Source organism: Amycolatopsis sp. NPDC003861 (assembly GCF_053605405.1).
Map to the genome: position 1 here is coordinate 43362 of NZ_JBSGJD010000015.1, position 22293 is coordinate 65654.

The following is a 22293-nucleotide window of genomic DNA, read 5'->3' on the forward strand; positions in this document are numbered from 1 at the left end:
CGAAGGTAGCGTGCGTCCATGACGTTCACCGCGCGATCGTGGCTGGCCCCGGCCCGGCCGTCGTTCCCGGAGCCGATCGACGACCCGCGCGAGCGCCGCGCGATCAAGCTCGAGCTGCTGATCGTCTTCGGGATCACGCTGGGCATGTCCGGCGTGCGCAGCCTGCTGTCCCTTGTGGACTCGCTGCTGCAGCCGGTGCCGCTGGCCCAGCAGCAGACCCAGCTGAACGTGCCGCAGGCCGCGGCGAGCCTGATCGACCTGCTCAAGCAGCTGCTGTCGGCGGCGCAGCTGGTCGGCTGGGGCGCGCTCGGGCTGTACCTGCTGTGGCGCGCGGGCGTCAAGGTCGCGCAGATCGGCCTCGACCGGCGATCACCGGGCCGGGACGCGCTGCTGACCGTCGTGCTCGCCGCGCTGATCGGCATCCCGGGCCTGGCGCTGTACTTCATCTCGTACCACCTCGGGTTCAGCCTGGCCGTGCAACCGTCCACTTTGGGCGATACGTGGTGGCGGCCGATCACGCTGACGCTCTCGGCGTTCGGCAACGCCTTCGCCGAGGAAGTCCTGGTCATCGGCTACCTGCTGACGCGGCTGCGGCAGCTCGGCGTCCGGGAGAACGCCGCGGTGTTCGGCGCCGCCGTGCTGCGCGGGTCGTACCACCTGTACCAGGGCTTCGGCGGGTTCGTCGGGAACCTGATCATGGGGCTGGTGTTCGGGCGGCTGTGGCAGAAGACCAACCGGCTGTGGCCGCTGGTCGCCGCGCACACGCTGTTCGACTTCGTGTCGTTCGTCGGATACTCGCTGCTCAAGGGGCACGTTTCCTGGCTGCCCTGACTAGGATCTGGGGGGTGATCGACGAAACGGCACCTCCCCGGGTGGACAGCGAAGTCGGACCCCTGCGCGCGGTGCTGCTGCACCGGCCCGGCAACGAGCTCAAAAGGCTGACGCCCCGCAACAACGACCAGCTCCTGTTCGACTCCATCCCGTGGGTCGACCGGGCCCAGGACGAGCACGACGCGTTCGCCGAGGTGCTGCGCGGCCGCGGGGTGGACGTCCTGCTGCTGGCCGACGCCCTCCGGACGGCCCTGGAAGACGACCGGGCGCACGCGGCGGGCGTGCACGCGGCGGTCGACGACCGGCGGCTCGGCGGCGACCTGGCCGACTCGCTGCGTTCGCACCTCTCGGGCGTCGACGCGGCCGGGCTCGCCGAGGTGCTGATGGCCGGCATGACGTTCGAGGAGCTGCCGTCCGCGGAGGGCGCGTCGCTCGTGCGGATGATGAACCACCCGCACGACTTCGCCGTCGACCCGCTGCCGAACCTGCTGTTCACGCGCGACTCGTCGGTGTGGATCGCCGACCGGGTGGCGATTTCGTCCCTGAACATGCCCGCGCGCCGCCGCGAGACCGCGGTGCTCGACCTGATCTACGCCTACCATCCGCAGTTCCGCCGCGCGGCCCGCGCCTACGGCGCCCATTCGGCGCCGATCGAAGGCGGCGACGTGATGCTGCTGGCGCCGGGCGTGCTCGCCATCGGCGTCGGCGAGCGGACGACAGCGGCCGGCGCGGAGTCCCTGGCCCGGTCGGTGTTCGCCGACGGCATCGCGCACACCGTGCTGGCGGTGCCGATCGAGCAGTCCCGCGCGACCATGCACCTGGACACGGTGTGCACGATGGTCGACGCGGACGCGGTGGTGATGTACCCGCTGGCGCGCGACTCGCTGACGGCGTTCACGCTGCGCCCGACCGGCGACGGCGGGGTGAAGGTGGCCGGCCCGGCGCCGTTCCTGGTGGCCGCGGCCGAGGCGATGGAGATCGACCGGCTGCGCGTCATCGACACCGGCCTCGACCCGGTGACGGCCGAACGCGAGCAGTGGGACGACGGCAACAACACGCTCGCCCTGGCGCCGGGTGTCGTCGTCGGCTACGAGCGCAATGTCGAGACGAACGAACGGCTGGAGGCGGCCGGCATCGAGGTGCTGCCGATCGCGGGCTCCGAACTGGGCTCCGGCCGGGGCGGGCCGCGGTGCATGTCCTGCCCGGTCCGGCGCGATCCGCTGTGATGGCAAGCCTTCCCTAAATTGCCGCGGCTTTTAGGGAAGGCTTACTTAAATTAGGCAAGTCTTCTTTAGGAATGGTAACCCTAATAGGGGCCGGATCACCAGTCCCGAGTGGAATTCCCGCCAATCTTGATCTATTCTGGTCTGCATGGTCCTCACCAAGAAGAAAGAGCCGCGCTCGAAGTTCTACGAACTGCTGCAGGCGCAGATCCACAACGAGTTCAACGCGTCCCAGCAGTACATCGCGCTCGCGGTGTGGTTCGACGCCGAGGACCTCCCGCAGCTGGCGAAGCACTTCTACAAGCAGTCCGTCGAGGAGCGCAACCACGCGATGGCGCTGGTGCAGTACATGCTCGACCGCGACCACCACGTCGAGATTCCCGGCACCGGGGACGTGCGCAACGACTTCTCCGGCGTCACCGAGCTCATCGAGCTCGCGCTCGAGCAGGAGAAGGAGGTGGCCGTCGACATCTCCGCGATGGCGAAGGCCGCGCGCGCCGAAGAGGACTACATCAGCGAGCAGTTCACGCAGTGGTTCCTCAAGGAGCAGGTCGAAGAGATCTCGCAGATGAACACGCTGCTGAACGTCGTCAAGCGCGCGAACGGCAACCTGTTCGAGGTCGAGAACCACCTGCACCGCGAGTCCGTCGGCGACGGCGGCGCCGACTCGCAGATGCCGCCGGTGGCCGGCGGGGCGCTGTAGTCCCTGGAACGGGCAAACCCGGGCTCTCCCCCTGTGGACAGCCCGGGTTTCCGCATGCGCCCGGCCCTCAGCCGGCGCAGTCCTGGGCGCGGCTCGAAAGGCTCGTCTGCACGACTCCGGTCTCGCCGAGCCGGAAGCGGTATTCGGCGGCGGTGCCGGCCGGGGCGACGACGTCGCCGGACTCCTCCTTGGCCGCCGGGTAGGTGGCGAGGATCTGGTCCTTGGTGGCGCCGGCGCCGATGCCTTCGGCGGTGTGCGCGGCCACGTCGGGGGTGACGACGACCAGCCCGGCCGCCTTCGAAATGACGACGCTCGCGGCCACCGGCACCCCGCTGCCCTGTGCCTTGTAGACGGTGCAGCTCGCGCCGGCCTGCGGTTCGCTGAGCGTCACGGCCTGCGCCGTCACGTCGGCCTCGGACATGCCGAGCTTGAGCTTGCCGAAGCCGTCGGCCGCGAGCAGCGGCCCGGTGGCCACACCGGGGAGCGTGGACGGCCGCGGGGTCGACGGCGGCCGCGGCGGCCGCGACGTCGACGCGCCCGGCGGCGCGGAAGCCTGGATGCTCTGGGTGCCGGTCGGACCGGGCGTCGACGGCTCCGGCGACCGGCCCGCCGTGAGGTTCTCCGGCGGCTTGCCACTGGTTCCGCTGCCGTCGGCGGACATCACCGCGGTGCCGTCCTCGGCGTGGAACCGGATCATGGTCAGCCCGCCCGCCACGGCGACCACGGCGGCCGCGACCCCGGCCACGGCCTGCACGACGTGCCGGCGACGGCGGCGGCGGCGCGCCCCGGTGACGATGACGGTGCCGGCGTCCGGCGGCGGAGGCAGGTCCAGCCGCTCGTCGGCGAACAGGGCGCGCAGGCGCTGCTCCAGTTCGTCCTCGGAGATGTTCAACCCGCACCACTCCCTTCGCCTTCGCCGTCGACCGACTTCAGCTTCATCCGCAGCGACGAGATCGCCTTGCTGGCCTGGCTCTTGACGGTGCCCTGGGTGATCCCGAGGGCACCGGCGATCTCCGCTTCCGAGAGACCTTCGTAGTAACGCAGCACCATGACGGCCCGTTGCCTCGGCGGCAGCGTCCGTAACGCACGCCACAGCGGCTCGTGCTCGAACGGGTCGGACGGCACGTGCGGGCTGGTGTCCGGCAGGTCCGCGACGAGGTTCTCCCGGCGCGTCCGCCGCCAGCGGCTCACGTGCGCGTTCGCCATCGACCGGCGGACGTAGGCCAGCGGGTCGCCGGTCTTCTCGTGGACGTACGTCCAGCGCGAGCCGATCTTCTCCAGCACGGTCTGCACCAGGTCCGCCGCGTCGTGCGGGTTACCGGTGAGCGCGTGGCCGTACCGCAACAAGCCGGGCAGGGTGGCCTGCACGAAGTCGCCGAAGTCGACGAACTCGCCAGCCAACGTCGCGGCCCTCCCTCGGCCTGCGCTGGTCACCCAGGTATCTCCCCCGGTGAAGACGGGTGCCGCAGCGGTCACCGTATCGCCTCCCCTCGGGGTCGGGTAGCCAGAAGCCGAGTCGCTTTCCTCCCCAACACGCATCACAGCCCCCTCAGGTTGCCCGCGTTCCCGGCCGAATTCCCTCTGGGTCGGCCGGGCGATGATCTGCCCACGTCAGCGGTGGGCGAGCGAGTCGGGCAGGCGGAAGCCGCCGCCCTCGGACTCTCGGAATTCGTGCACGCCGACGACCGCCGCACGCGGGATCGGGCCGTAGACGTGCGGGAACCAGATCCCCTCCGGGTGCGGCGGCAGCCCGTCCTCCCAGCGGACCGGCGCGTCGACCTTCGCCGGGTCGATTTCGAGCAGCACCAGATCGGTCCGGCCCCGGAACCGGATGTTGGCCGGCAGGTTCACCGTGCCCAAGTCGGAACAGTGGATGAACCCGACTTCGTCCAGGGACGGATCCCGGTACTCGCCGTCTTCCCCCACTTCGGCCCAGTCGGCCGCCCCGCAGATGTGAAGTATCACGCAGAGAATCGTCCCACCGGCGCGCTGCACCAGCGGTGTCTCTTCCGCCACATAGTGCCTGGTTGAACGCTCACCGAAGGGTGGAGGACCACCGGTGCGTACCGATGGTCCGGCACCCGCCGACGACGGTCGGCTGGCCTGCCGACGACGGTCAGCGCAGGGTCAGCTGACGGCCGACGAGGCCGTCGCGCGCCCGCCGCTCGGCCGCGTTCAGCGGCTCGTCGTCGAGCGACTTCAACGCCGTCTCGAGCCGGGCGCCGAGGGCGTCCTTGGCGTCGGCCCACTCGCGGGCGTGGGCCTCGGGGTCGAGGTCCCAGACCGGGACGAGCAGGCCGTGCGCCCGGAACGAACCCGCGTAGCGCGAGCCCTCTCCGAGGCCGAGCTCCCCGGCCGCGGACAGCCGGGCGAGGGCCTGGAGCAGCAGGTTCTCCGGCTCCGGCCGGACCCAGCGCAGGTGCGCCTTCTCGCCGGCGAGGACCCAGTAGGCGCCCGAGCCGAGCCGTTCGGTGGGCATGATCGCGGCGTTCGCGCGCTCGAGCGACACGGCGACGTCACCGGTCGCGTCGGCGTCCTCGGGCAGCCACCAGCCGAAGTCCGTGTGCAGCGTGACGTCGAGTTCGGCACCCGGCGCCAGCAGGTCCTGCAGCCGGGCGTGCTCGTCGGCCGCGGGCGGGGTGGTGGTGTCCGGCACGCCGAGGACGTCACCCTCCTTGGCGTCCAGCAGCCACTTCAGCGAGCGGCCGAGGTCGCGGCTGATGTCGGACGAGCGGGTCTGCACCTGCAGACCGAGGTAACGCCGGCCGTCCGAGCGGACGAACGCGGCGGCCGCCATCGGCAGCACGGTCCCGAGGGTGACGTCACCACCGTCGGCAAGGGTGAGCTGGGCCGTCGCGGACGGCACGAACTCGCGCAGCGCGATCAGCTCGGGCTCCGCCGCCAGCCCTTCGAACGGCTGGCCGACGAAGACGTCGCGCACCTTCGGCTTGCGGTCCGACGCCTGCTTGGGACCCTTCTTGCGCGCGCCCTTGCCCACTGCTGCCTCCTCTGGCTCGGCTTCAGACGCTATCGAAGGGTTAGTCTCGCGACGTGTTCGACCCCCGCGATCCCGCCTTCCTCGAAGACCCGTACCCGGCGTTCGCTGCGCTGCGAGCGCAGGGCGAAGTCCATTTCCACGAAGGGCTCGGCCTCGCCGTCGCGGTGTCGCACGCCTCGTCGTCGGCCGTGCTGCGCCACCGAGGCCTGGGCCGGATCTGGCAGGACGCCCAGCCGCTCGAGCGGTTCGCCTCGTTCAACCTGCTGCACCGCAACTCGCTCCTGGAGAACGAGCCGCCGGCCCACACGCGGCTGCGGCGCTTGATCGCGGGCGCGTTCGGCCGCGGCCACGTGCAACGGCTGCGCCCGATGGTTGCCGAGCTCGCCGCCCGCATGGTCGACGGCCTGGCCGCCGCCATCGCCGCCGACGGGACTGCCGACCTGCTGGAGCACCTCGCCCAGCCGCTGCCGGTCGCGGTGATCGCCGAGCTGCTGGGCGTCCCCGGCACCGACGGGCCGCGGATGGTCCAGCTGTCCAACGCGATCGTCAAGATGTACGAATACGACCTCCCGTCGGAGGACCGCGACGCGGCCGAGCGCGCCGCAGCCGAGTTCGTCGACTACGTCCGCTCGGTCGCCGCGGCCCGCACCGACGCACCGGGCGACGACATCATCAGCGACCTTCTGCGCAGCGAGCTGACGCCCGACGAGCTGGTGGCGACCGCGGTCCTGCTGCTGATGGCCGGCCACGAGGCGACGGTCAACGTGCTCGGCAACGGCATCACGGCCCTGCTCACCCACCGGGACCAGTGGGAGCGCCTGCTGGCCTCACCTGCCCTTCTGGATTCGTGCGTCGAGGAGCTGATCCGGTTCGACGCGCCTTTGCAGCTGTTCGAGCGGACGGCGACCGAGGACGTGTCGATCGGCGGGTATGTCGTGCCCCGTGGCGAGAAGATCGGCGCGCTGCTGGGTGCCGCGGCCCGCGACCCGGAGGTGTTCGACGAGCCGGACCGCCTGGACATCGGCCGGACGCCGAACGCCCACCTCGGGTTCGGTCTCGGGATCCACTACTGCGTGGGTGCTCCTCTCGCTCGGGTGGAGATCGCCGCTGCGCTGAGTGCGCTCGCGGAGAAGCTGCCGGGGCTGCGGTTGGTCGGGACGCCGCCGCGGCGGCCGGAGTTCGTGATTCGGGGGTTGCGGGAGCTCCGGGTTACCGCTTGATGGGGGCGCCCGCCCCGGTTTTGCTGTGCTTCCAGGCGGAACTCGTGTGACTGGACGCGGAACTCGCGTGATTCCGGACGGAACTCGCGTGATTGAAGGCGGAACTCGCGTACCTGGGTGGACGACACGGGGGTTAGGGGGTTACTCCGGTGAAGAGGTCGGTTTCTGGGGTTGGGGCGGGGGCGGGGTGGGCCAGGTGGTAGCCCTCGTGGGGCCAGGCTTGGCGTTCGATTTCTCTTGAGTGGGCGAAAAACGGGTGAGCTGGGTCTACTTGGGTTTCGTGGGCGAGGAGGGCTTGGTCTCGCGTCGCGAAGTAGGCCTCGCAGCGGATTTTGGTGGTCACCGGGAATTTGTCGGGTGGGAGCTCGCTCAGGACTTCGGCCATTGAGGAGTGCTGGCCGGCGGCCAGGGTGGCGTCGTGGATGGCCTGGAACCAGGCGCGGCTCAGGGTTGCCTGGTAGTACAGCTTTTGGGGACGCCATGCCGCGCCCGCGCCGGGATAGCGGGCGGGGTCGGCGGCCGCGGTGAAGGCTTCGAGCGTCACCTCGTGGGTGCGGATGTGGTCCGGGTGCGGGTAACCGCCCGTTTCGTCGTACGTGATCACCACGTGGGGGCGGAACTCGCGGATCAGGGCCACCAGCGGCGCCGCCGCCTCGGACAGCGGCAGGGCCGCGAAGCAGCCTTCGGGCAACGGCTCGCCGGGGCCGGGCAGGCCCGAATCCACCATGCCCAGGAAGCGCTGGCGGACGCCCAGGATCTCGGCGGCCGCGGCCATCTCCCGACGGCGGATCGCCGGGAGGTCCGCCCACGTCTCGGCCGTGTCGAGGGCTGGGTTCAGGACGTCGCCGCGTTCGCCGCCCGTGCAGGTGGCGACCAGGACGTCTACGCCTTCGGCCGCGTAGCGGGCCAAAGTGGCCGCACCCTTGCTGGACTCGTCGTCGGGATGAGCGTGGACGCTCAGGAGGCGGAGAGTCATCGGGTGCTCCTTCGAGGGAAGAACAGGGCCGGGATCAAGGTCAGGGCCGAGAGCGCGAGTGCCCATGTGAAGGTGGTGGCGAAGGCTGACGGGGTTGGGGCGGGAGTGGCTGTTAGTTCGTGGTGGAGGATTGCCGTCAGCAGGGCCGTGCCCAGTGAGCCGCCGATGCGGTTGATTACGTTGAAGGCGCTCGCCGCCCGGGGGATCTGGGACCGCTGCAGGGAGCCGTAGAGGGTTGTCATGCCGGGGGTTGTTGCCGCGCCCAGGCCGGCTCCGCGGATCAGCAGAGACGCCATCAGCAGGGCGCTGTCGGGGGCCGTGGTGAGGCGGGTGAAGGCCAGCGTTCCCAGGAGGGACAAGGCTAGTCCGGCCAGCATCATGCGGCGGGGGCCGAAGCGGGACAGCAAGCGGCCGCCGGCCAGCAGTGCCGCTGCTGAGCCGAGGGCCTGGGGTGCCAGGAGGAGCCCGGCCCGCAGCGCGCTCGCGTGCTCGACCTGCTCGTAGTACAGCGGGAGCAGCAGCATCGAGCTGTACAGCGATGCTCCCAGCAGGAACGTGCTCACGCTCGCCACCGCGAACCCCCTGTTCCGGAACAACGCCAGGTCCAGCACCGGTGACGCCGCCCGGGATGCGTGGATGCCGTACGCCAGCAGCAGAGCGGCTCCGGACATCCAGGCCACAACCACTCCCTCGGCCAAGCCGTAGACGAACGCTCCGAGACCGGGCGACAGCAACGCGATGCCGCGGATGTCCAGCGGGGCGTGCGGGCCGCCAGGGGGCGGGGCCGGGAGGAGGCGGCGGGCGCAGAGGAACGTGGCCGCTCCCAGCGGGACGATGGCGAAGAACATCCAGCGCCAGCCGAAGTCCGCCACCAGGGCGCCGCCGAGCATCGGGCCCAGGACCGGGGCCACCGTTGCCGGGAGGGTGATCACGCCGATCATCCGGCCCAGGGCCGGACCCGCCGCCTGGGCGAACACCGCCTGCCCGACCGGCTGCATCAGCCCGCCGCCCAGGCCGTGGAGCACCCGGAAGGCCACCAGCGCCGGCGCGGACCAGGCGAAGCCGCACAGCAGCGTGCCCGCGGTGAAGATCGCCACCGCCGCCAGCCAGACCGCGCGGCCGCCGAAGCGGTCGGTCAGCCAGCCGGACAGCGGGATGGCCATCGAGGCCGCGAGCAGGTACGCGCTCGCCACCCACTGCACCGTGGTCAGCGGGCTGCCCAGGTCACGGGCGATCGAGCCGATCCCGACCGTCACGATCGTCGCGTCGAGGATCGACAGCACCGCGCCCATGATCAGGACTCCGCCCAGCCGCCACAGCGCCGCATCGGGCCGTACCGCCGTTGTCATGCTCACCCCCGGTTGATTGGGTCGGACCTCAGATTAGGTCGGACCTACTCAGTGGGTCAAGCACAAACTTGGGTTCGACCCAGTAGAGTGAAGTCATGAGCGAGGGACTCCGCGACCGGAAGAAGCACGAGACCAGGAAGACCATCTCCGACGTGGCCACGCGCCTGTTCATCCGCAACGGTTTCGAGGACGTGACGATCGCGGACATCGCCGCCGAGGCGCGGGTCGCCAAGATGACCGTGACGAACCACTTCCCGCGCAAGGAAGACCTGGTCTTCGACATCCGCGCCGACTTCGCGTCCTGGCCCGCCGCCCTGATCCGCGACAGCGTCTTCCACGACACGCGCGAGCTCTACTTCGAAGCGCTGGGCGCCGAACACGCCCTGGTCGGCTTCTCGGGCCCCGGCTTCGTGCGGATGATCAAGGACAGCCCGATCCTGACGAACGCGCTGCACGAGATGCACCGCGAGCGCGAGACGGCGCTCGCCGATCTGCTCGTCCGGCGCCACCCCGAGGAAGAGCTCGAGCCGACGCTCGCCGCGGCGCACCTCGCCACGGTCCTGCGCGTGCTCTTCCAGGAGGTCTTCGACCGGACCCTCGAGAACGAAAAGGCGATCGTCGGCGAGCTCTGGCCCATCGCGGAACAGGCCTTCGACCGGCTGGAACCGGCCTACGGCGGCTACTAGCGAGCGGCGCCGGCCGGCCGCGAAGACCGCAGCTCCGGCTCGGGCGCACCCCGGACCTTCAGCACGCGCAGCTCGCGCACGGCCAGGGCCTCCGACGGCGCCAGCAGCGCGGAGAACCGCCGCACCACCAGGGCCGTCATCACCGCCAGCCCGGCCGCGGACAGGTCGGTCAGCGCGACCAGGACGACGCTGTCGGCCATCGACTGCACGTCGTCGCGGAAGCGCCAGCCGATCGACACGCCGAGCAGGATCCAGTTCAGCAGCCAGGCGCCCCACCAGCCGAGCACCTGGCGGGACGGCTTCGGCCGGGCGTCCCGCGAGCGGCCCAGCACCGCGTGTTCCAGCTCGCCGACGACCGACAGCGCCAGCGGCAGGTTCGCCACCGGGACGAGGACGCCGACCAGCACCTGCCACACCGGCCGCGGCGGGGCGTCACCCGACACGTCCGCCGCCGCCTGGCGGGCGACCAGCAGCCACCAGAGCGACAGCCCGGCGGGCAGCAGCGCGAGGATCGAGGCGAGCAGGCCGGCGGTGAGCACGAAGCCGTCGGAGAACGCCACCACCGAGCGGGACAGCGCGGATTCGCGGCCCTGGACGAGCAGCACGTACCGCCAGATTTCCGCACTCGCGGCGGCCACGGCGAGCACCGCGAACGCGAGCAGGACGACGACCAGGCTGCGGCTGAGCACCGGCACCCGGTCGATCGGGCGGGTCTCGTCGGAGGCCGTGCCGGGCACCGTCGTCGGGCGCCGCCAGACCAGGTTCGGGAACCCCCAGCGCGGCGGGACCGGGTACGACGGCGGGCCGAGGTACGGCTCGGGCGCGACGACGCGGCGGCGCGGCCACGCTCCGGGCGGCGTGGTCGCCACCCAGCGCAGCTTCGGCCGGTGCGCCGGACGGCGGTGGTAGGGGTACGGCTCCGGCTGGGCGGCCAGCGTCCGGCCCTGCAGCTGCTGGGCGGACGGCGGCGGCGTCTGACGCGGCCAGTACCCGTGCGGGTACGGCTGCCCGGCGGGAGGCTGCCCCGGGTGCAAGGTTAGATCACTTCGGGTTCGATGCCGGGGTGCTCGCCGACCATCGGACGGCCTTCGCGCTGCCACGCACCCATGCCGCCGGCGACGTTCACCGCGTCCCAGCCGCTCTGGTTCAGCCAGGCCGCCGCCCGCGCGGACCGGCCGCCGCTGCGGCAGATCACGTGGATCGGCTGGTCGTCGGGCAGATCGGCCAGTTCACCGACGCGGGCGGGCAGCTCCCCCATCGGGATGTGCACCGCGCCGGGCGCGTGCCCGGCGGCCCACTCGTCGTCTTCGCGGACGTCGAGCAGCACGAGGCCGTCTTGGGGCAGATCGCGGACCTCGGCGGTCGGCAGTTCAGCAGGGCTCACCACGATTCCCATGCTGCCATGCGCAGGCGTTGCCCGCGCGTGAGGTCAGCGCATCACTTGCGGTGCCGGCCGCGCCCGGTGACCCGGGCCTTCTCCTCGGCCTGGCCGAACCGGGCGACGGCCCGGTCGCGCATGAAGCCGAGCGGGTCCGGCGCGTGCAGCCGCAGCATGATGTCGTGGACGTGCTCCGGGCGGCCGTAGCCGGTGACGCGGCTGACCAGGTACGTCGTCACGAAGGCGGCCGGGACGGTGATCAGCGCGGGCTGGTTGACGAACCAGGGCGCCCAGCCGCCGGTGTAGCCGCTCACGACGTTGACCACCAGCGCGGCCAGCACCAGGCCGCCGCCGACGAACATCCCGGCCAGCGCGCCCGGCCAGGACAGCTTGCGCCACCAGATGCCCAGCACCAGCAGCGGGCTGAAGGTCGACGCGGCGAGCGCGAAGGTCAGCCCGATCGACAGCGAGATGTCCTCCGGCCGCAGCACGACCGCCAGCGCGATCGGGCACAGCGCGACCAGCGCGGCCGCCACGCGGAAGTCCCGCACCCGGCCGGGCAGCAGGTCGGTCGACACGACCCCGGCGACGCTCACCAGCAGCCCGGACGTGCTGGACAGGAACGCCGAGAAGGCGCCGGCCGCGGTGACCGCGCCGAGGATCTGGCCACCGACGCCCGGCAGGATCGCCGAGGGCAGCTGCAGGATCGCCGCGTCCGCCTGGCCGGTCACCAGCAGTTCGGGGACGTACATCCGCGACAGCGCGCCCAGCAGCGTCGGGAACAGGTAGAACAGGCCCAGCAGCAGCAGGACGTGCACGGTCGTGCGGCGCGCGGCCTTGCCGTCGGGGTTGGTGTAGAAGCGGACCAGCACGTGCGGCAGGCCCATGGTGCCGAGGAAGGTTGCGAACATCAGCGAGTACGTCTGGAGCAGGTCGGTGAGGCTGCCCGAGGCCGGGTGCAGCCAGTCCGCGTTGTCCGCGCTCGCGTCGCTGACCACCGGGACCGGGGTGCCGGCCATGAACTTCAGCTTGGTGCCCTCGGAAACCGTGTGCGGCGCCAGCGGTGTCCAGTGCGTCGGCCCGGCGGCCGGGCCGTTGTCGGTGCGGCCGTAGGCGTAGAGGTAGGTGTCCGAGGTGACGTGCAGGGTGACGTCGGTCTGCACGTCGACCGTGGTGTCGCTGACGAACACCGGCGGGGCGGGCGCGCCGAGCGGGCGGAACCCGTCCGGGCTGCCGCCGGTGAAGAACACCATGCAGAGCACGAACGCGGGCACCGAGATGGCGAACAGCTTGATCCAGTACTGCAGCGCCTGCACCACGGTGATCGCCCGCATGCCGCCGGAGATCACGTTGAACGCCACGAGGACCATCACCGCGATGGCGCCCGACCACACCGGCACCGGGAGGATCGTCGCCAGCGTCAGCCCGGCGCCCTGCAGCTGCGGGACCATGTAGAGGACGCCGATGAACACGACGAACGCCGTGGAGAACCGGCGCAGGCCCTGCGAACCGAGCCGCATTTCGACGAAGTCGGGCAGCGTGTAGGCCCCGGAGCGACGCAGCGGCGCGGCCACGAACAGCATCAGCGCCAGGTACCCCGCGGTGAACCCGATCGGGAACCACAACGCGTCGGCGCCGTCCTTCAGCACGATTCCGGCGATGCCGAGGAACGAAGCCGCGGAGAGGTACTCGCCGGAGATCGCGGCGGCGTTGCGGCGGGACCGCACGGTGCGCCGCGCGACCAGGAAGTCGTGCGTGCTCGTCGCCGACCGCGAGGAGCGGTGACCGAGGTAGGGCGTCACCACGGCGACCAGCACGATGCCGGTCAAGGCCCACGGGTTCAACTGCACGGGAGGAATCCTCGCACGAGTGAGTGCGAAACTAGTTTTCGATCATGTCCACGAACGCGCGTTCGTTGCGTTCGGCGAGCCGGTTGTACCAGATTCCGACGCCGAACAGGAATGGGAACGGCAGCACGCCGAGAATCAGCCAGGCCACCGGGATGCCGAGCAGGCTGGCCTGCGAGAACCCGGGCACCAGGTAGAACAGCACGGGCAGCGAGCCGAAGACGCCGACGACGAGCAGGGCGAGCAGCAGGGCCGTCCGCAGCTGCACCTTCACCAGGTGATCGCGGACGAGCAGCTTCCCCCAGCTCGTCTGCTCCTCCAGCTCGACGCGGGCGCGCAGGGTGCCGGCGCCGCGGCGCGGGTCGTTGAGGATCACCCGCTCGCGCTTGGGTTTCGCGTGGTGTTCCGGCTTCGGCGGCGGCTCGTTCTCCGGCGCCGGCGGCAGGGACTCGACGACGGCCCGGTCGGCCGGCTGCGGCAGCGGCCGCTGCCGGGCGCGCCTGCCGAGGGTCGGATCCGGTTCGCGGACGCCGTTCGCGCGGCGCTCGTAGAAGTCGTCGGTCATGGCCGGTCCTCAGGCTCAGCCGTTCCGGCCCGAACCGACCAGCCGGTCCTTCAGCGCGCGGGTGTGCCGCCGGCTCACCGGCAGCACCTTCTCCTCGTTGCCGATGACGACCTGGTAGCCGCCCTGGCCCATGCGCAGCTCGGTGATCAGCGGCAGGGCGACCAGGAACGACCGGTGGATGCGGACGAACCCGGCCTTCTCCCAGCGCTCTTCGAGCTGGGCCAGCGGGATGCGGACCAGGTGGCTGCCTTCGGTGGTGAACAGCCGTGCGTAGTCGCCCTGCGCCTCGACCCAGCGGACCGAGGAACGCGGGATGAGCTTGGTGGTGCCGGCCAGCTCGACCGGGATGACCTCGTCGTCGTTCTTGACCGGCTCGCCGCCCAGCGCGCCGGGCGGGGGCGCCGCGGCGGCGGCCAGCTTGTCCAGCACGCGCGTGATCGCGCGGTCGAGGCGATCCTGCTGGTACGGCTTGAGCACGTAGTCGAGGGCGCCGAGGTCGAAGGCGTTGACCGCTTCCTCGGCGTGCCCGGTGACGAACACCAGCGCGGGCGAGGGCCGCAGCGCGGCGAACACGCGCGACATCTCCATGCCGGACAGCCCGGGCATGTCGATGTCGGCGAAGACGGCGTCGACGATCGGCAGGCCGCGGTCCTTGCGTTCGCGTAGCCTCGGGTCGTCGGTGGACAGCAACCGCAGCGCCTCGGAGGCGTCGATCGCCGGGAACACCTTCGCCACGTGCGGGCTGTTGCGCAGGCAGTGGACGAGTTCGTCAAGACCGTTCGGCTCGTCGTCCACGGCCAGGACCACGAGCTTCCGGGTGTCATCGTGAGCACTCACAGTGAAACGCATCCTGCCCATTGCCGAGTGCAATGTCCAGCCCCCGTCCGCCTGATGTGAGAGGGCCCGCGGCCGGGGCCGCGGGCCCTTCCTCTCAATGCACGAAGGTGAACCAGTTCAGGTTCACGAAATCCGCGGGCTGGCCGCTGGTGAACGTCACGTAGACGTTGTGCACGCCGGTCACCGAGCTGATGTTCGCCGGGACGGTCCGCCAGCTCTGCCAGCCGCCGGTGTTGCCCACCGCGAAGCTGCCGATGGGCGCGTTGGACCGGCTGTCGAGCCGCACCTCGACGAGCCCGCTGACGCCGGACGCCGCGCCGGACGCGACGCGGGCCTGGAAGTTCGTCGCCGCGCTGCTGCCGAAGTCGACGTTCGGGTAGAGGACCCAGTCGCCGTTGGCCACCGCGCCGATGTTCTGCCCGCCGCCGGTGTCCGTGGTGGTCTCGGTGAGCACGCCGGACTGCTGGCCGAACGACTCGGCCTGGATGGTGCTATAAGCGCTGCTCCCGCCGCTGGGCGGGGTCGTCGTGGTCGGCGGGGTCGTCGTGCCGCCCCCGCCGCCGCGGGTGGTCACCGTGACGTAGTCGACGACCATCGGGCGGCCGGGCACGATCCCCGGTCCCGGCGTGGTCGTGCCGGAGTTGTTGTTCGGGAACGCGCCGCCGATCGCGACGTTCAGCAGCACGAAATAGCCCTGGTGGGTGGTCATGTTCGCCCACGTGGTCGCGTCGAGCTGGTTCTGACTCACGGAGTGGAACTGCTGCCCGTCGACGAACCAGCGCAGGACCTGCGGGCTGGTGCTCGCGTCCCATTCGAAGCGGTAGGTGTGGAAGGCCGACTGGCAGCTGCTGCCGGGGCAGGCCCGGTTGTTCGGCAGGCCGGTGGTCTCGTTGCACGGGCCGCCCGGGTTGACGCCGCAGTGCAGGACGCCCCAGACGGAGTTGATCCCGTTGACGTTCTCCATGATGTCGAACTCGCCGATGGCGGGCCAGTTCCAGTAGTTGCCGCGGTACGGGCCGCCGAGCGCCCAGAAGGCGGGCCAGTACCCGAGCGCGGCCGCGCCGGTGACGTTCGGCATCTGGATCCGGCTTTCGATCCGCATGACGCCGCCGGCCGGGGGCTTGAAGTCGGTGCGCTGGGTTTCGATGCGGGCCGACGTCCAGGTGCCCGAGCCGTCGCGCAGCGGCGTGATGCGGAGGTTGCCGGCGCCGTCCTGGGAGAGGTTGCTGGTGCTGGCCGTGTAGTTCTGGATCTCGCCGGTGCCCCAGTTCCCGGGGCCGCCCGGGTAGCCGTGGCCGGTGTCGATGAGCCAGTTCGCGCTGCTGGGGAGGGTTCCGGAGCCGCCGGTGAAGTCGTCGGCGAAGACGGTGGTCCAGCCCGATTCGGGCGGCGGGATGGACGCGGCGGCGGGGAGGGTGAGCGGGACGGTGATGAGTGCGGCGCCGAGCACCGCGCCGAGAGCGAGTCTGCGGGAGTGGGGCATCGGGTACGACCTCCTTGTCGACCGGATTTGTTGCCGTTCACAACAAAGCCCGTCGACAAGGAGACCTGACGACTTGCGGTGGTTCCAGGGGCGTTACCAGGATTGGGTGATCTGGGTCACAAAGTCTGCCCGGAAATACCCGAATCGGACATCGCCCCTCAGAGGCCGAAGCGGGACCAGGCGGCCTTCTGGGTCACCGCGTCCAGGACCGCCGACGCGGCCGCCGGTGCGCCGATGCCCAGGCGGGCGAGGAGGGGCTTCTTCGGCTCGGCCACCGAGATCTCGGCGTCCGGGTAGCGCTCGGTGATGACCTGGCGGAGGCTGCCGAGGCCGTCGGCCAGGCCCAACTCGACCGCCTTCGCGCCGAGCCAGACGTCGCCGGTGAACAGGTCCTCCGCGTCCGTCAGGCGGTCACCGCGGCGTTCCTTGACCCAGTTCACGAACAGCTCGTGGAGCTGGGTGTGCATCTTCTTCAGCCACTCGACGTCTTCGGGCTTCTCGGGCGAGAACGGGTCGAGCCGCGACTTGTTCGCGCCCGCCGTGTGCAGCCTGCGCTCGATCCCGAAGCGCTCCAGCAGCCCCGTGAAGCCGAAGCCGCCGCTGATCACGCCGATCGAGCCGACCATCGACGTGCGGTGGGCGTAGATCTCGTCCGCCGCGCAGGCCAGCCAGTAGCCGCCCGAGGCGGCGACGTCCTCACAGAACGCCAGGACCGGCACGTTCTTCTCGTCGGCCAGCTGGCGGATCCGCTCGGCGACCAGCCCCGACTGCGTCGGCGCGCCGCCCGGGGAGTTCACCAGCAGCGCCACCGCCTTCAATCGCTCGTGGCCGAACGCCCTGGTCAGGGCCGATTCGACGGCGGCGAGGTTGATCGCGCCCCTGGCCAGCGGGGACGGCGACGGCGTGATCACGCCGTGCAGCTTCACCACGGCCACGACGTCCTTGCGCTCTACCCGGTCGGCGAGCACCGGGATCCGCGAAGCCAGTTTGTCCGTAACGCTCATGCAGCCAGGCTAGCCGGATTCAGCCCATGGGGAGGATGCCCGAGCGGGTGCCGTTGACGCCGTTCACCTCGGCGCCGTTGACCTGGGCGGGGCCGCCCTGGGCGGGGACGTCGGCCTCGGCGTCCGAGCTGTAGTCCGGCATGTTCGGGCGGACGCCCGGGACGAACTTCGGCACCCGGAGCGTCACCTTCATGCCGGCGCCGGGCGCGGTCTCGACCATCACCGCGTAGTCGCTGCCGAACACCTGCTGCATGCGCTGGTTGATGTTGCCGAGCCCGACGTGCGCGCCGGTGCGGTGGGCGCTCTTGAGGTCGTTGAGCCGCCGCGGGTCCATGCCGATGCCGTCGTCCTCGACGCTGATCAGCGCCTCGGTGCCGTAGTCCTGCGCGATCACCGTGACGCAGCCGCCGCTGGGCTTGCTGGCCAGCCCGTGCTTGACCGCGTTCTCCACCAGCGGCTGGATGATCAGGAACGGCACGACGACGCTGAGCACCTCGGGCGCGATCTTCATCCGCACCTCGAGCCGGCCGCCGAAGCGGGCGTTCTCGATGGTCAGGTAGCGGTCGATGTTGCGCAGCTCCTCGGCGAGCGAGGTGAACATGCCCGACGTCCGGAACGAGTAGCGCGTGAAGTCGGCGAAGTCCTGAAGCAGCTCTCGCGCCTCTTCGGGGTCCGTGCGGATCAGCGCGGAGATCGTGTTCAGCGCGTTGTAGACGAAGTGCGGCGAGATCTGTGCCCGCAGCGCCTTGATCTCGGCCTGCTGGAGCTGGTGCTTGGACTCGTCGAGCCGGGCCAGCTCGAACTGGGTGCAGACGAACTGGGCGACGGCGTCCGCCATCTGCACCAGCCGGCCGCGGGTCCGGCCGACGACGATCAGCGCCGCTTCCGTCTCGCCCTCCACCAGCAGCGGCACGATGACCGCGGTCTTCATCCGGCAGGTGCCGCGGTGGTTGCACGGCATCCGGTCGTGCGCGACGACCTCGCGGCGGTGCTTGCGGATCGCCGCCCCGATCGCCTCGACCAGGTCGACGTAGTGCTCGTTCGCCTCGCCGTCCCAGGACAGCAGCGTGCCTTCGCTGTCGGTGATGCCGACGGCGACGCAGTCGAGCATCTGCAGCAGCTGGGTGGTGATCTTGTCGGCGGCGTCCTCGTCCAGGCCGGAGCGCAGGTTCGGCGCCGCCTTCGACATCCGGTGCACCGCCTGCAGCATGGCGTCCTCGACCTCGCTGCCCGGTTTGCGCAGTTTCACGACCAGGACGATCACGGCGACGCCGAGCAGCGCCACAAGACCCCACGGGACGATCTGCGCAAGCGGGAACCCGGACACGGCGTCCATGCTCTGCGCTCGAACGACCGGGTGCAAGGCCTGATCCCACTTTCTGTCGAACTGCGCTGACCGAGGGTGGAGAAGACCCTACCGAGCGTCCGGAAGCCGCTACTTCAGCAGCCTGGACATCCGCCGGTCGGCGAGCGGCTTGCCGCCGGTCTGGCAGGTCGGGCAGTACTGGAACGACTTGTCGGCGAAGGATATTTCGCGGATCGTGTCGCCGCAGACGGGGCACGGCAGCCCGGTGCGCGCGTGGACCCGCAGTCCCGACCGCTTCTCGCCCTTCAGCCGGGCCGCCTTCTGCCCCACCGACCGCTCGACGGCGTCGGTCTCGATCTCGCGGATCGCCTCGGCGAGGGTTTCCAGCGCGCCCTCGCCGAGCTTGCCGATCGTGGCGTACGGCGAGAGCTTCGCGCGGTGCATGATCTCGTCGGAGTAGGCGTTGCCGATCCCGGCGAGCAGCGACTGGTCGGTGAGCGCCCACTTCAGCCGGGTGTTCTTGCCGGCGAACAGTTCACGCAGCTGGGCGGCGTCGACGGCGAGCGCGTCCGGGCCCAGCCGCGCCACGCTTGCGATCTCCTGCGGGTCCTTCACGATCCACACCGCGAGGCCCTTCTTCGTGCCCGCTTCGGTGAGGTCGAAGCCCGGCCCGGTGGCGGACTCGAGGTGCACGCGCAGCGAGATCGGGCCCTTGCCCGGCTTCAGCGGCGCCGCGGCGAGGCCGTCGGACCAGCGCAACCAGCCCGCGCGGGCCAGGTGGACGACCAGGTGCAGGTCGCCGGCCACGACGTCGAGGTGCTTGCCGTGCCGGGTCGCGCCGGTGATCTCGCGGCCGTGCAACTCGGTCCACGGCGGTGTCGCCGTCTTGAGCACGCTCAGCGATGCGACATCGATGCGGAAGATCGTCCGGCCCACGGCGTTCTCGCGCAGGTGGTGAGCCAGTGCTTCGACCTCGGGTAGCTCGGGCATGGCTCCAGTGTCCTACTCGACCGGGTGAAGCGGCCCGTCGAAGTCCGGCAGCGAGTGCCGCTGGATGGTCTTGGAGATCTTCTTGACCTCGCCCTGCACGGTGAACATGCCGCGGATGGTGCCGACCCAGCGCTCGGACGGCCGATCCCCCGTCACGTCGCCCTCGGTCTCCGCGACCACGGTCCACGGGCGGCGCAGGATCCACCGCAGCGGGAAGAACAGCACCACGAGCAGCAGCGCCAGGAGCACCCACGCGGGCACGTTGACCTGGTCGGGCGTCCACACGATGAGGATCACCGCCAGCAGCGCGGTGACGACGATCATCGCGATCCCGGGCCCGTAGCTGCCCGCCACGTCGTGCTCGAAGTCGTCGGCGGTCGCCGGTGCGCGCCATTCCATCTGGGCACGGACCACCCAGTCGCGGCCGTCTTCGCCGCGTACCAGCCGGTTCATTCAGTTGCCTCCCGGGGCGCCCGCAGGGTGAGCGTCCTCAACGTTACCGTGCCGCGGCGCGCCCGCGCGAGGGAGGAATCGGACATCTCGCCCGCCGGAGGAGATCACCGCTGATCAAGAACCCGACGGCGGGGCCGCGGTCGCGTCCGCCGGTTCGCCCGACCCGGTGACGGACGACGCGCTGCCCGGGCACGGCTTCTCCGATGTCGGTGTCACGGTCGTCGACGGTTCGGGCGGTGTCGTTCCGGTCTCATCGTCCTTCGGCGCCGGCTTCTCCGCCTCGTCCGACGACGGGACCGGTTTGCCGGGCCGGCCGGTCGGCGACAGCTCGGGCCCCTTGGCGTCCTCCGGCACGGGCTCGTCGGTGGACTCGGTCGTGATCGTCATCTCCGGCCTCGACGTGTCCAGCCGCGGCGAGGTCGGCGGCTGGTCGGACGCCAGGTACGTCGTCGACGTGAGGTCTTCGCGCGGGGCCGGCTGCGCACCCGCACCGCCCACTTCGGAGACCGGGACGTCCCCGGCCACCGGCACCTGCGGGACTTCGTTCGCGGCGACCTGGCGCTCCCCGCCCCGCGACCGGGCCGGGACCGCGGCCCCGGTGCCGCGCCCGTTCAGCACGCCGATGCCGATCCGCGGCTCCGGCGGCGCCTGGGGTGGCGGCTGGTGGTGGGTCTCCGACGGCGGCACCACGACGAGCTCGGGCGCCCCGCCGGACAACCCGACGTCCTGGACCGGCCCGGACCCGAACAGCACCGGCCCGGCCGCGACGCCCACGGCACCCACCGCGGCGGTCGACGCCAGCGCCAGCCCGATCTTCACCTTCGACCCGACCAGCACGCCCTTGACCGTCGCGCCCAGCCCGGCCAGCACCCCGCTGCCGCCCAGCGAAGCGGCGGCCGGCACCAGCAGCACCAGCACGCCGGCGTGCGCCCGCAGCGACGAACAAACGTCCCGGAGCTCGTCCTGCGTCGCCCGGCACGACGCGCAGCCGTGCAGGTGCGCCTTGATCCGCTCGGCCTCGGCACCGGTGACGCTGCCCGCGGTGAACCCGCCGAGCTTTTCGACGACCGCCCGGCACGAATCCGGCCCTCGGCTCACCGAGAGGTGCGCCTGCAGGTACGCCGCGCGCAGCCCCTGCCGGGCCCGGCGGGCCAGCGCGGCGGTCGCGTTCGCACTCAACCCGAAGTGGGGAGCGACCATCGCGGGCTGCTCGCCCTCGACCTCGGTCTGCCACAACACCGTCCGCCACCGCTCCGGCAAGCTGGTGAACGCCGTCGTGATCAGCGAATGCTCGGCCGTGCGGGCGTGCGTGTCCGCACCCGCCCCGGCGCGGAAGGTCAGCTCGTCGTCGGACACCGGGACGTCCCGGCGGGCACCGTGCCACTCCCACGACACCCGGCGGGCGACGGTCAGGAGGTAGGCGCGGACGTAGTCACGGGGACCGGCGCCCCGGCGGAGGGCCTGCAGCACGCGGAAGAACGTCTCCGCGGTGATGTCCTCGGCCTCGGACCGATCGGCCGCCAGGCTCTGCGCGAGCCGGCGGACCGCGGCGGCGTGCAGCTCGAACAGCTCCCCGAACGCGGCGTCCTCGCCGTTGCGGAGCCGTTGCAGCAGTGCCTGCTCGTCGGATTCCGAGGCCGCTGGTGGCGGCACCGTGCCCAGCTCGGTCATCCGGCCCGGCACCTCCTCCCCGAAGGTCTCCCCATTCGGTCGAATGGAGACACCATACGGAGGGAATCAGCCGTCGTCACCCCTTGTACGCCAGCTGTGACACCGAAGCACCGGTCCGGAAACGGGGGGACCCGGTGACGAGCCCCTCACGGCGAGGGTATAGAGTTCTTCCCATCAGCAAGGCAGTGCGGATGTAGCGCAGCTGGTAGCGCATCACCTTGCCAAGGTGAGGGTCGCGGGTTCGAATCCCGTCATCCGCTCAGGAACAAGGGGCCGTGCGTCCGGGAAACCGGACCGCGGCCCCTGTTCATTTCACCCGGACGGGCCGAGCTCCCGGGCCTTCGTCAGGCCGCAGGGGGCTGCCGCGGGTTCAGAGCTCGTAGGTGTCGAGGATCGTGGGGGCCACCGGGGTCAGGTGGGGGTCTTCGCGCTCGGTCACCTGGCCCCGGGCCATCCGGTAGACGCGGAAATTGTTGTCGTTCTCCGTGTCCTGGTCGTCCCAGGTGAAGAGCAGGCCGTACGAACCCGGGGCCAATTCGCCCGCTCGGGTGAAGAGCGTCAGCAGTTCGGCGGCTTGGGCGCCGTGCTTGTCGAACCCTCCGAAGTGGAGCATCGGGATGCCCGCGCTCCAGCGGAGGTCGACCAGGTCGAACTCGGCCGCGTCGCGGATCGCGCGGTGCACGCGGTCGACCAGGCGCTCCAGGAGCGCCGCGTCGTCGTCGCCGCTCGCGGTCGCCTGGATGGTCACCCAGCCGTGGTATTCGAACACCCGC

General features: G+C 71.1%; 23 protein-coding genes and 1 tRNA gene. 6 read left to right on the plus strand and 18 right to left on the minus strand.

The genetic code is table 11. From position 1 onward, the window contains the following. Positions 1-18: 18 nt before the first annotated feature. The 3 genes from ACWEVN_RS06615 (at position 19) to ACWEVN_RS06625 (ending at position 2757) form a co-directional block, all read left to right on the plus strand. Positions 19-831, plus strand: coding sequence for a CPBP family intramembrane glutamic endopeptidase (locus tag ACWEVN_RS06615; RefSeq protein WP_449686282.1), 813 nt, complete (start codon positions 19-21; stop codon positions 829-831). A gap of 41 nt (positions 832-872) precedes the next feature. Beyond that, positions 873-2057 carry an arginine deiminase gene (locus ACWEVN_RS06620; protein ID WP_452050538.1) on the plus strand — a complete coding sequence of 395 codons (1185 nt, stop codon included), beginning with the start codon at positions 873-875 and terminating at the stop codon, positions 2055-2057. A 145-nt stretch (positions 2058-2202) separates the two neighbouring features. Next, positions 2203-2757 (plus strand): ferritin, encoded by a 555-nt coding sequence (locus tag ACWEVN_RS06625; protein WP_452050524.1) that lies wholly within the window; start codon positions 2203-2205, stop codon positions 2755-2757. A 67-nt stretch (positions 2758-2824) separates the two neighbouring features. Here the strand turns inward: ACWEVN_RS06625 and ACWEVN_RS06630 are convergent, their stop codons facing one another. From ACWEVN_RS06630 to ACWEVN_RS06645, 4 genes are all read right to left on the minus strand, one after another. Beyond that, complete coding sequence (locus ACWEVN_RS06630) at positions 2825-3649, minus strand: hypothetical protein (RefSeq protein WP_452050525.1); 825 nt, start codon at positions 3647-3649, stop codon at positions 2825-2827. Next, a complete protein-coding gene (locus ACWEVN_RS06635) occupies positions 3646-4158 on the minus strand; it encodes a SigE family RNA polymerase sigma factor (protein WP_452050526.1) in 513 nt (170 codons plus the stop codon). Before ACWEVN_RS06635 ends, ACWEVN_RS06630 begins: the two co-directional genes overlap by 4 nt. 210 nt (positions 4159-4368) lie before the next feature. After that, positions 4369-4722, minus strand: a complete 354-nt coding sequence (locus ACWEVN_RS06640; RefSeq protein WP_449686286.1) for a DUF952 domain-containing protein — start codon at positions 4720-4722, stop codon at positions 4369-4371. Positions 4723-4873: 151 nt separating this feature from the next. Continuing rightward, positions 4874-5755: a DUF5926 family protein gene (locus ACWEVN_RS06645; RefSeq protein ID WP_452050527.1), complete on the minus strand. Its 882-nt coding sequence runs from the start codon at positions 5753-5755 to the stop codon at positions 4874-4876. A gap of 53 nt (positions 5756-5808) precedes the next feature. Between ACWEVN_RS06645 and ACWEVN_RS06650 the strand changes: the two genes are divergently transcribed. Continuing rightward, positions 5809-6975, plus strand: a complete 1167-nt coding sequence (locus ACWEVN_RS06650) for a cytochrome P450 (protein ID WP_452050528.1) — start codon at positions 5809-5811, stop codon at positions 6973-6975. Positions 6976-7108: 133 nt separating this feature from the next. Here ACWEVN_RS06650 and mca read toward each other — a convergent pair whose 3' ends face one another. Then, the gene (mca, locus tag ACWEVN_RS06655) at positions 7109-7951 is read right to left on the minus strand and encodes a mycothiol conjugate amidase Mca (RefSeq protein ID WP_452050529.1); all 843 of its coding nucleotides are present in this window, start codon (positions 7949-7951) and stop codon (positions 7109-7111) included. After that, positions 7948-9300 (minus strand): DHA2 family efflux MFS transporter permease subunit, encoded by a 1353-nt coding sequence (locus ACWEVN_RS06660; RefSeq protein ID WP_452050530.1) that lies wholly within the window; start codon positions 9298-9300, stop codon positions 7948-7950. Before ACWEVN_RS06660 ends, mca begins: the two co-directional genes overlap by 4 nt. 95 nt (positions 9301-9395) lie before the next feature. On the opposite strand from ACWEVN_RS06660, the gene ACWEVN_RS06665 reads away from it, so the two are divergent. Beyond that, positions 9396-9986: a TetR/AcrR family transcriptional regulator gene (locus ACWEVN_RS06665; protein WP_452050531.1), complete on the plus strand. Its 591-nt coding sequence runs from the start codon at positions 9396-9398 to the stop codon at positions 9984-9986. Here the strand turns inward: ACWEVN_RS06665 and ACWEVN_RS06670 are convergent. The 11 genes from ACWEVN_RS06670 to ACWEVN_RS06720 form a co-directional block, all read right to left on the minus strand. Beyond that, a complete protein-coding gene (locus ACWEVN_RS06670; protein ID WP_452050532.1) occupies positions 9983-11020 on the minus strand; it encodes a DUF4328 domain-containing protein in 1038 nt (345 codons plus the stop codon). The two genes, ACWEVN_RS06665 and ACWEVN_RS06670, sit on opposite strands and share 4 nt — an antisense overlap. A gap of 2 nt (positions 11021-11022) precedes the next feature. After that, positions 11023-11382, minus strand: coding sequence for a rhodanese-like domain-containing protein (locus tag ACWEVN_RS06675; protein WP_310968227.1), 360 nt, complete (start codon positions 11380-11382; stop codon positions 11023-11025). 41 nt (positions 11383-11423) lie between these two features. Then, complete coding sequence (locus tag ACWEVN_RS06680) at positions 11424-13214, minus strand: sodium/solute symporter (protein WP_452050533.1); 1791 nt, start codon at positions 13212-13214, stop codon at positions 11424-11426. Positions 13215-13245: 31 nt separating this feature from the next. Continuing rightward, positions 13246-13776 carry a hypothetical protein gene (locus ACWEVN_RS06685; protein WP_449686294.1) on the minus strand — a complete coding sequence of 177 codons (531 nt, stop codon included), beginning with the start codon at positions 13774-13776 and terminating at the stop codon, positions 13246-13248. 15 nt (positions 13777-13791) lie between these two features. Then, positions 13792-14625, minus strand: a complete 834-nt coding sequence (locus tag ACWEVN_RS06690) for a LytR/AlgR family response regulator transcription factor (protein WP_310968230.1) — start codon at positions 14623-14625, stop codon at positions 13792-13794. Between the two features lie 82 nt (positions 14626-14707). Further along, on the minus strand, positions 14708-16096 hold the full coding sequence (locus ACWEVN_RS06695; RefSeq protein ID WP_449686295.1) for a glycoside hydrolase family 16 protein: 1389 nt from the start codon (positions 16094-16096) through the stop codon (positions 14708-14710). A gap of 158 nt (positions 16097-16254) precedes the next feature. Beyond that, entirely contained in the window at positions 16255-17100 is an 846-nt protein-coding gene (locus tag ACWEVN_RS06700; RefSeq protein ID WP_449686297.1) for a S49 family peptidase, read from the minus strand. Positions 17101-17119: 19 nt separating this feature from the next. Then, the gene (locus tag ACWEVN_RS06705) at positions 17120-18436 is read right to left on the minus strand and encodes a histidine kinase (protein WP_449686298.1); all 1317 of its coding nucleotides are present in this window, start codon (positions 18434-18436) and stop codon (positions 17120-17122) included. A 99-nt stretch (positions 18437-18535) separates the two neighbouring features. Beyond that, entirely contained in the window at positions 18536-19396 is an 861-nt protein-coding gene (locus ACWEVN_RS06710) for an Fpg/Nei family DNA glycosylase (RefSeq protein ID WP_449674154.1), read from the minus strand. Positions 19397-19408: 12 nt separating this feature from the next. Then, the gene (locus ACWEVN_RS06715) at positions 19409-19849 is read right to left on the minus strand and encodes a DUF983 domain-containing protein (protein ID WP_086842855.1); all 441 of its coding nucleotides are present in this window, start codon (positions 19847-19849) and stop codon (positions 19409-19411) included. Between the two features lie 114 nt (positions 19850-19963). Next, positions 19964-21520 carry a sigma-70 family RNA polymerase sigma factor gene (locus ACWEVN_RS06720; protein ID WP_452050534.1) on the minus strand — a complete coding sequence of 519 codons (1557 nt, stop codon included), beginning with the start codon at positions 21518-21520 and terminating at the stop codon, positions 19964-19966. Positions 21521-21707: 187 nt separating this feature from the next. On the opposite strand from ACWEVN_RS06720, the gene ACWEVN_RS06725 reads away from it, so the two are divergent. Next, positions 21708-21780, plus strand: a tRNA-Gly gene (locus ACWEVN_RS06725). Positions 21781-21890: 110 nt separating this feature from the next. Here ACWEVN_RS06725 and ACWEVN_RS06730 read toward each other — a convergent pair. Then, positions 21891-22289 carry an immunity 7 family protein gene (locus ACWEVN_RS06730; protein WP_449674158.1) on the minus strand — a complete coding sequence of 133 codons (399 nt, stop codon included), beginning with the start codon at positions 22287-22289 and terminating at the stop codon, positions 21891-21893. Positions 22290-22293: the final 4 nt, after the last annotated feature.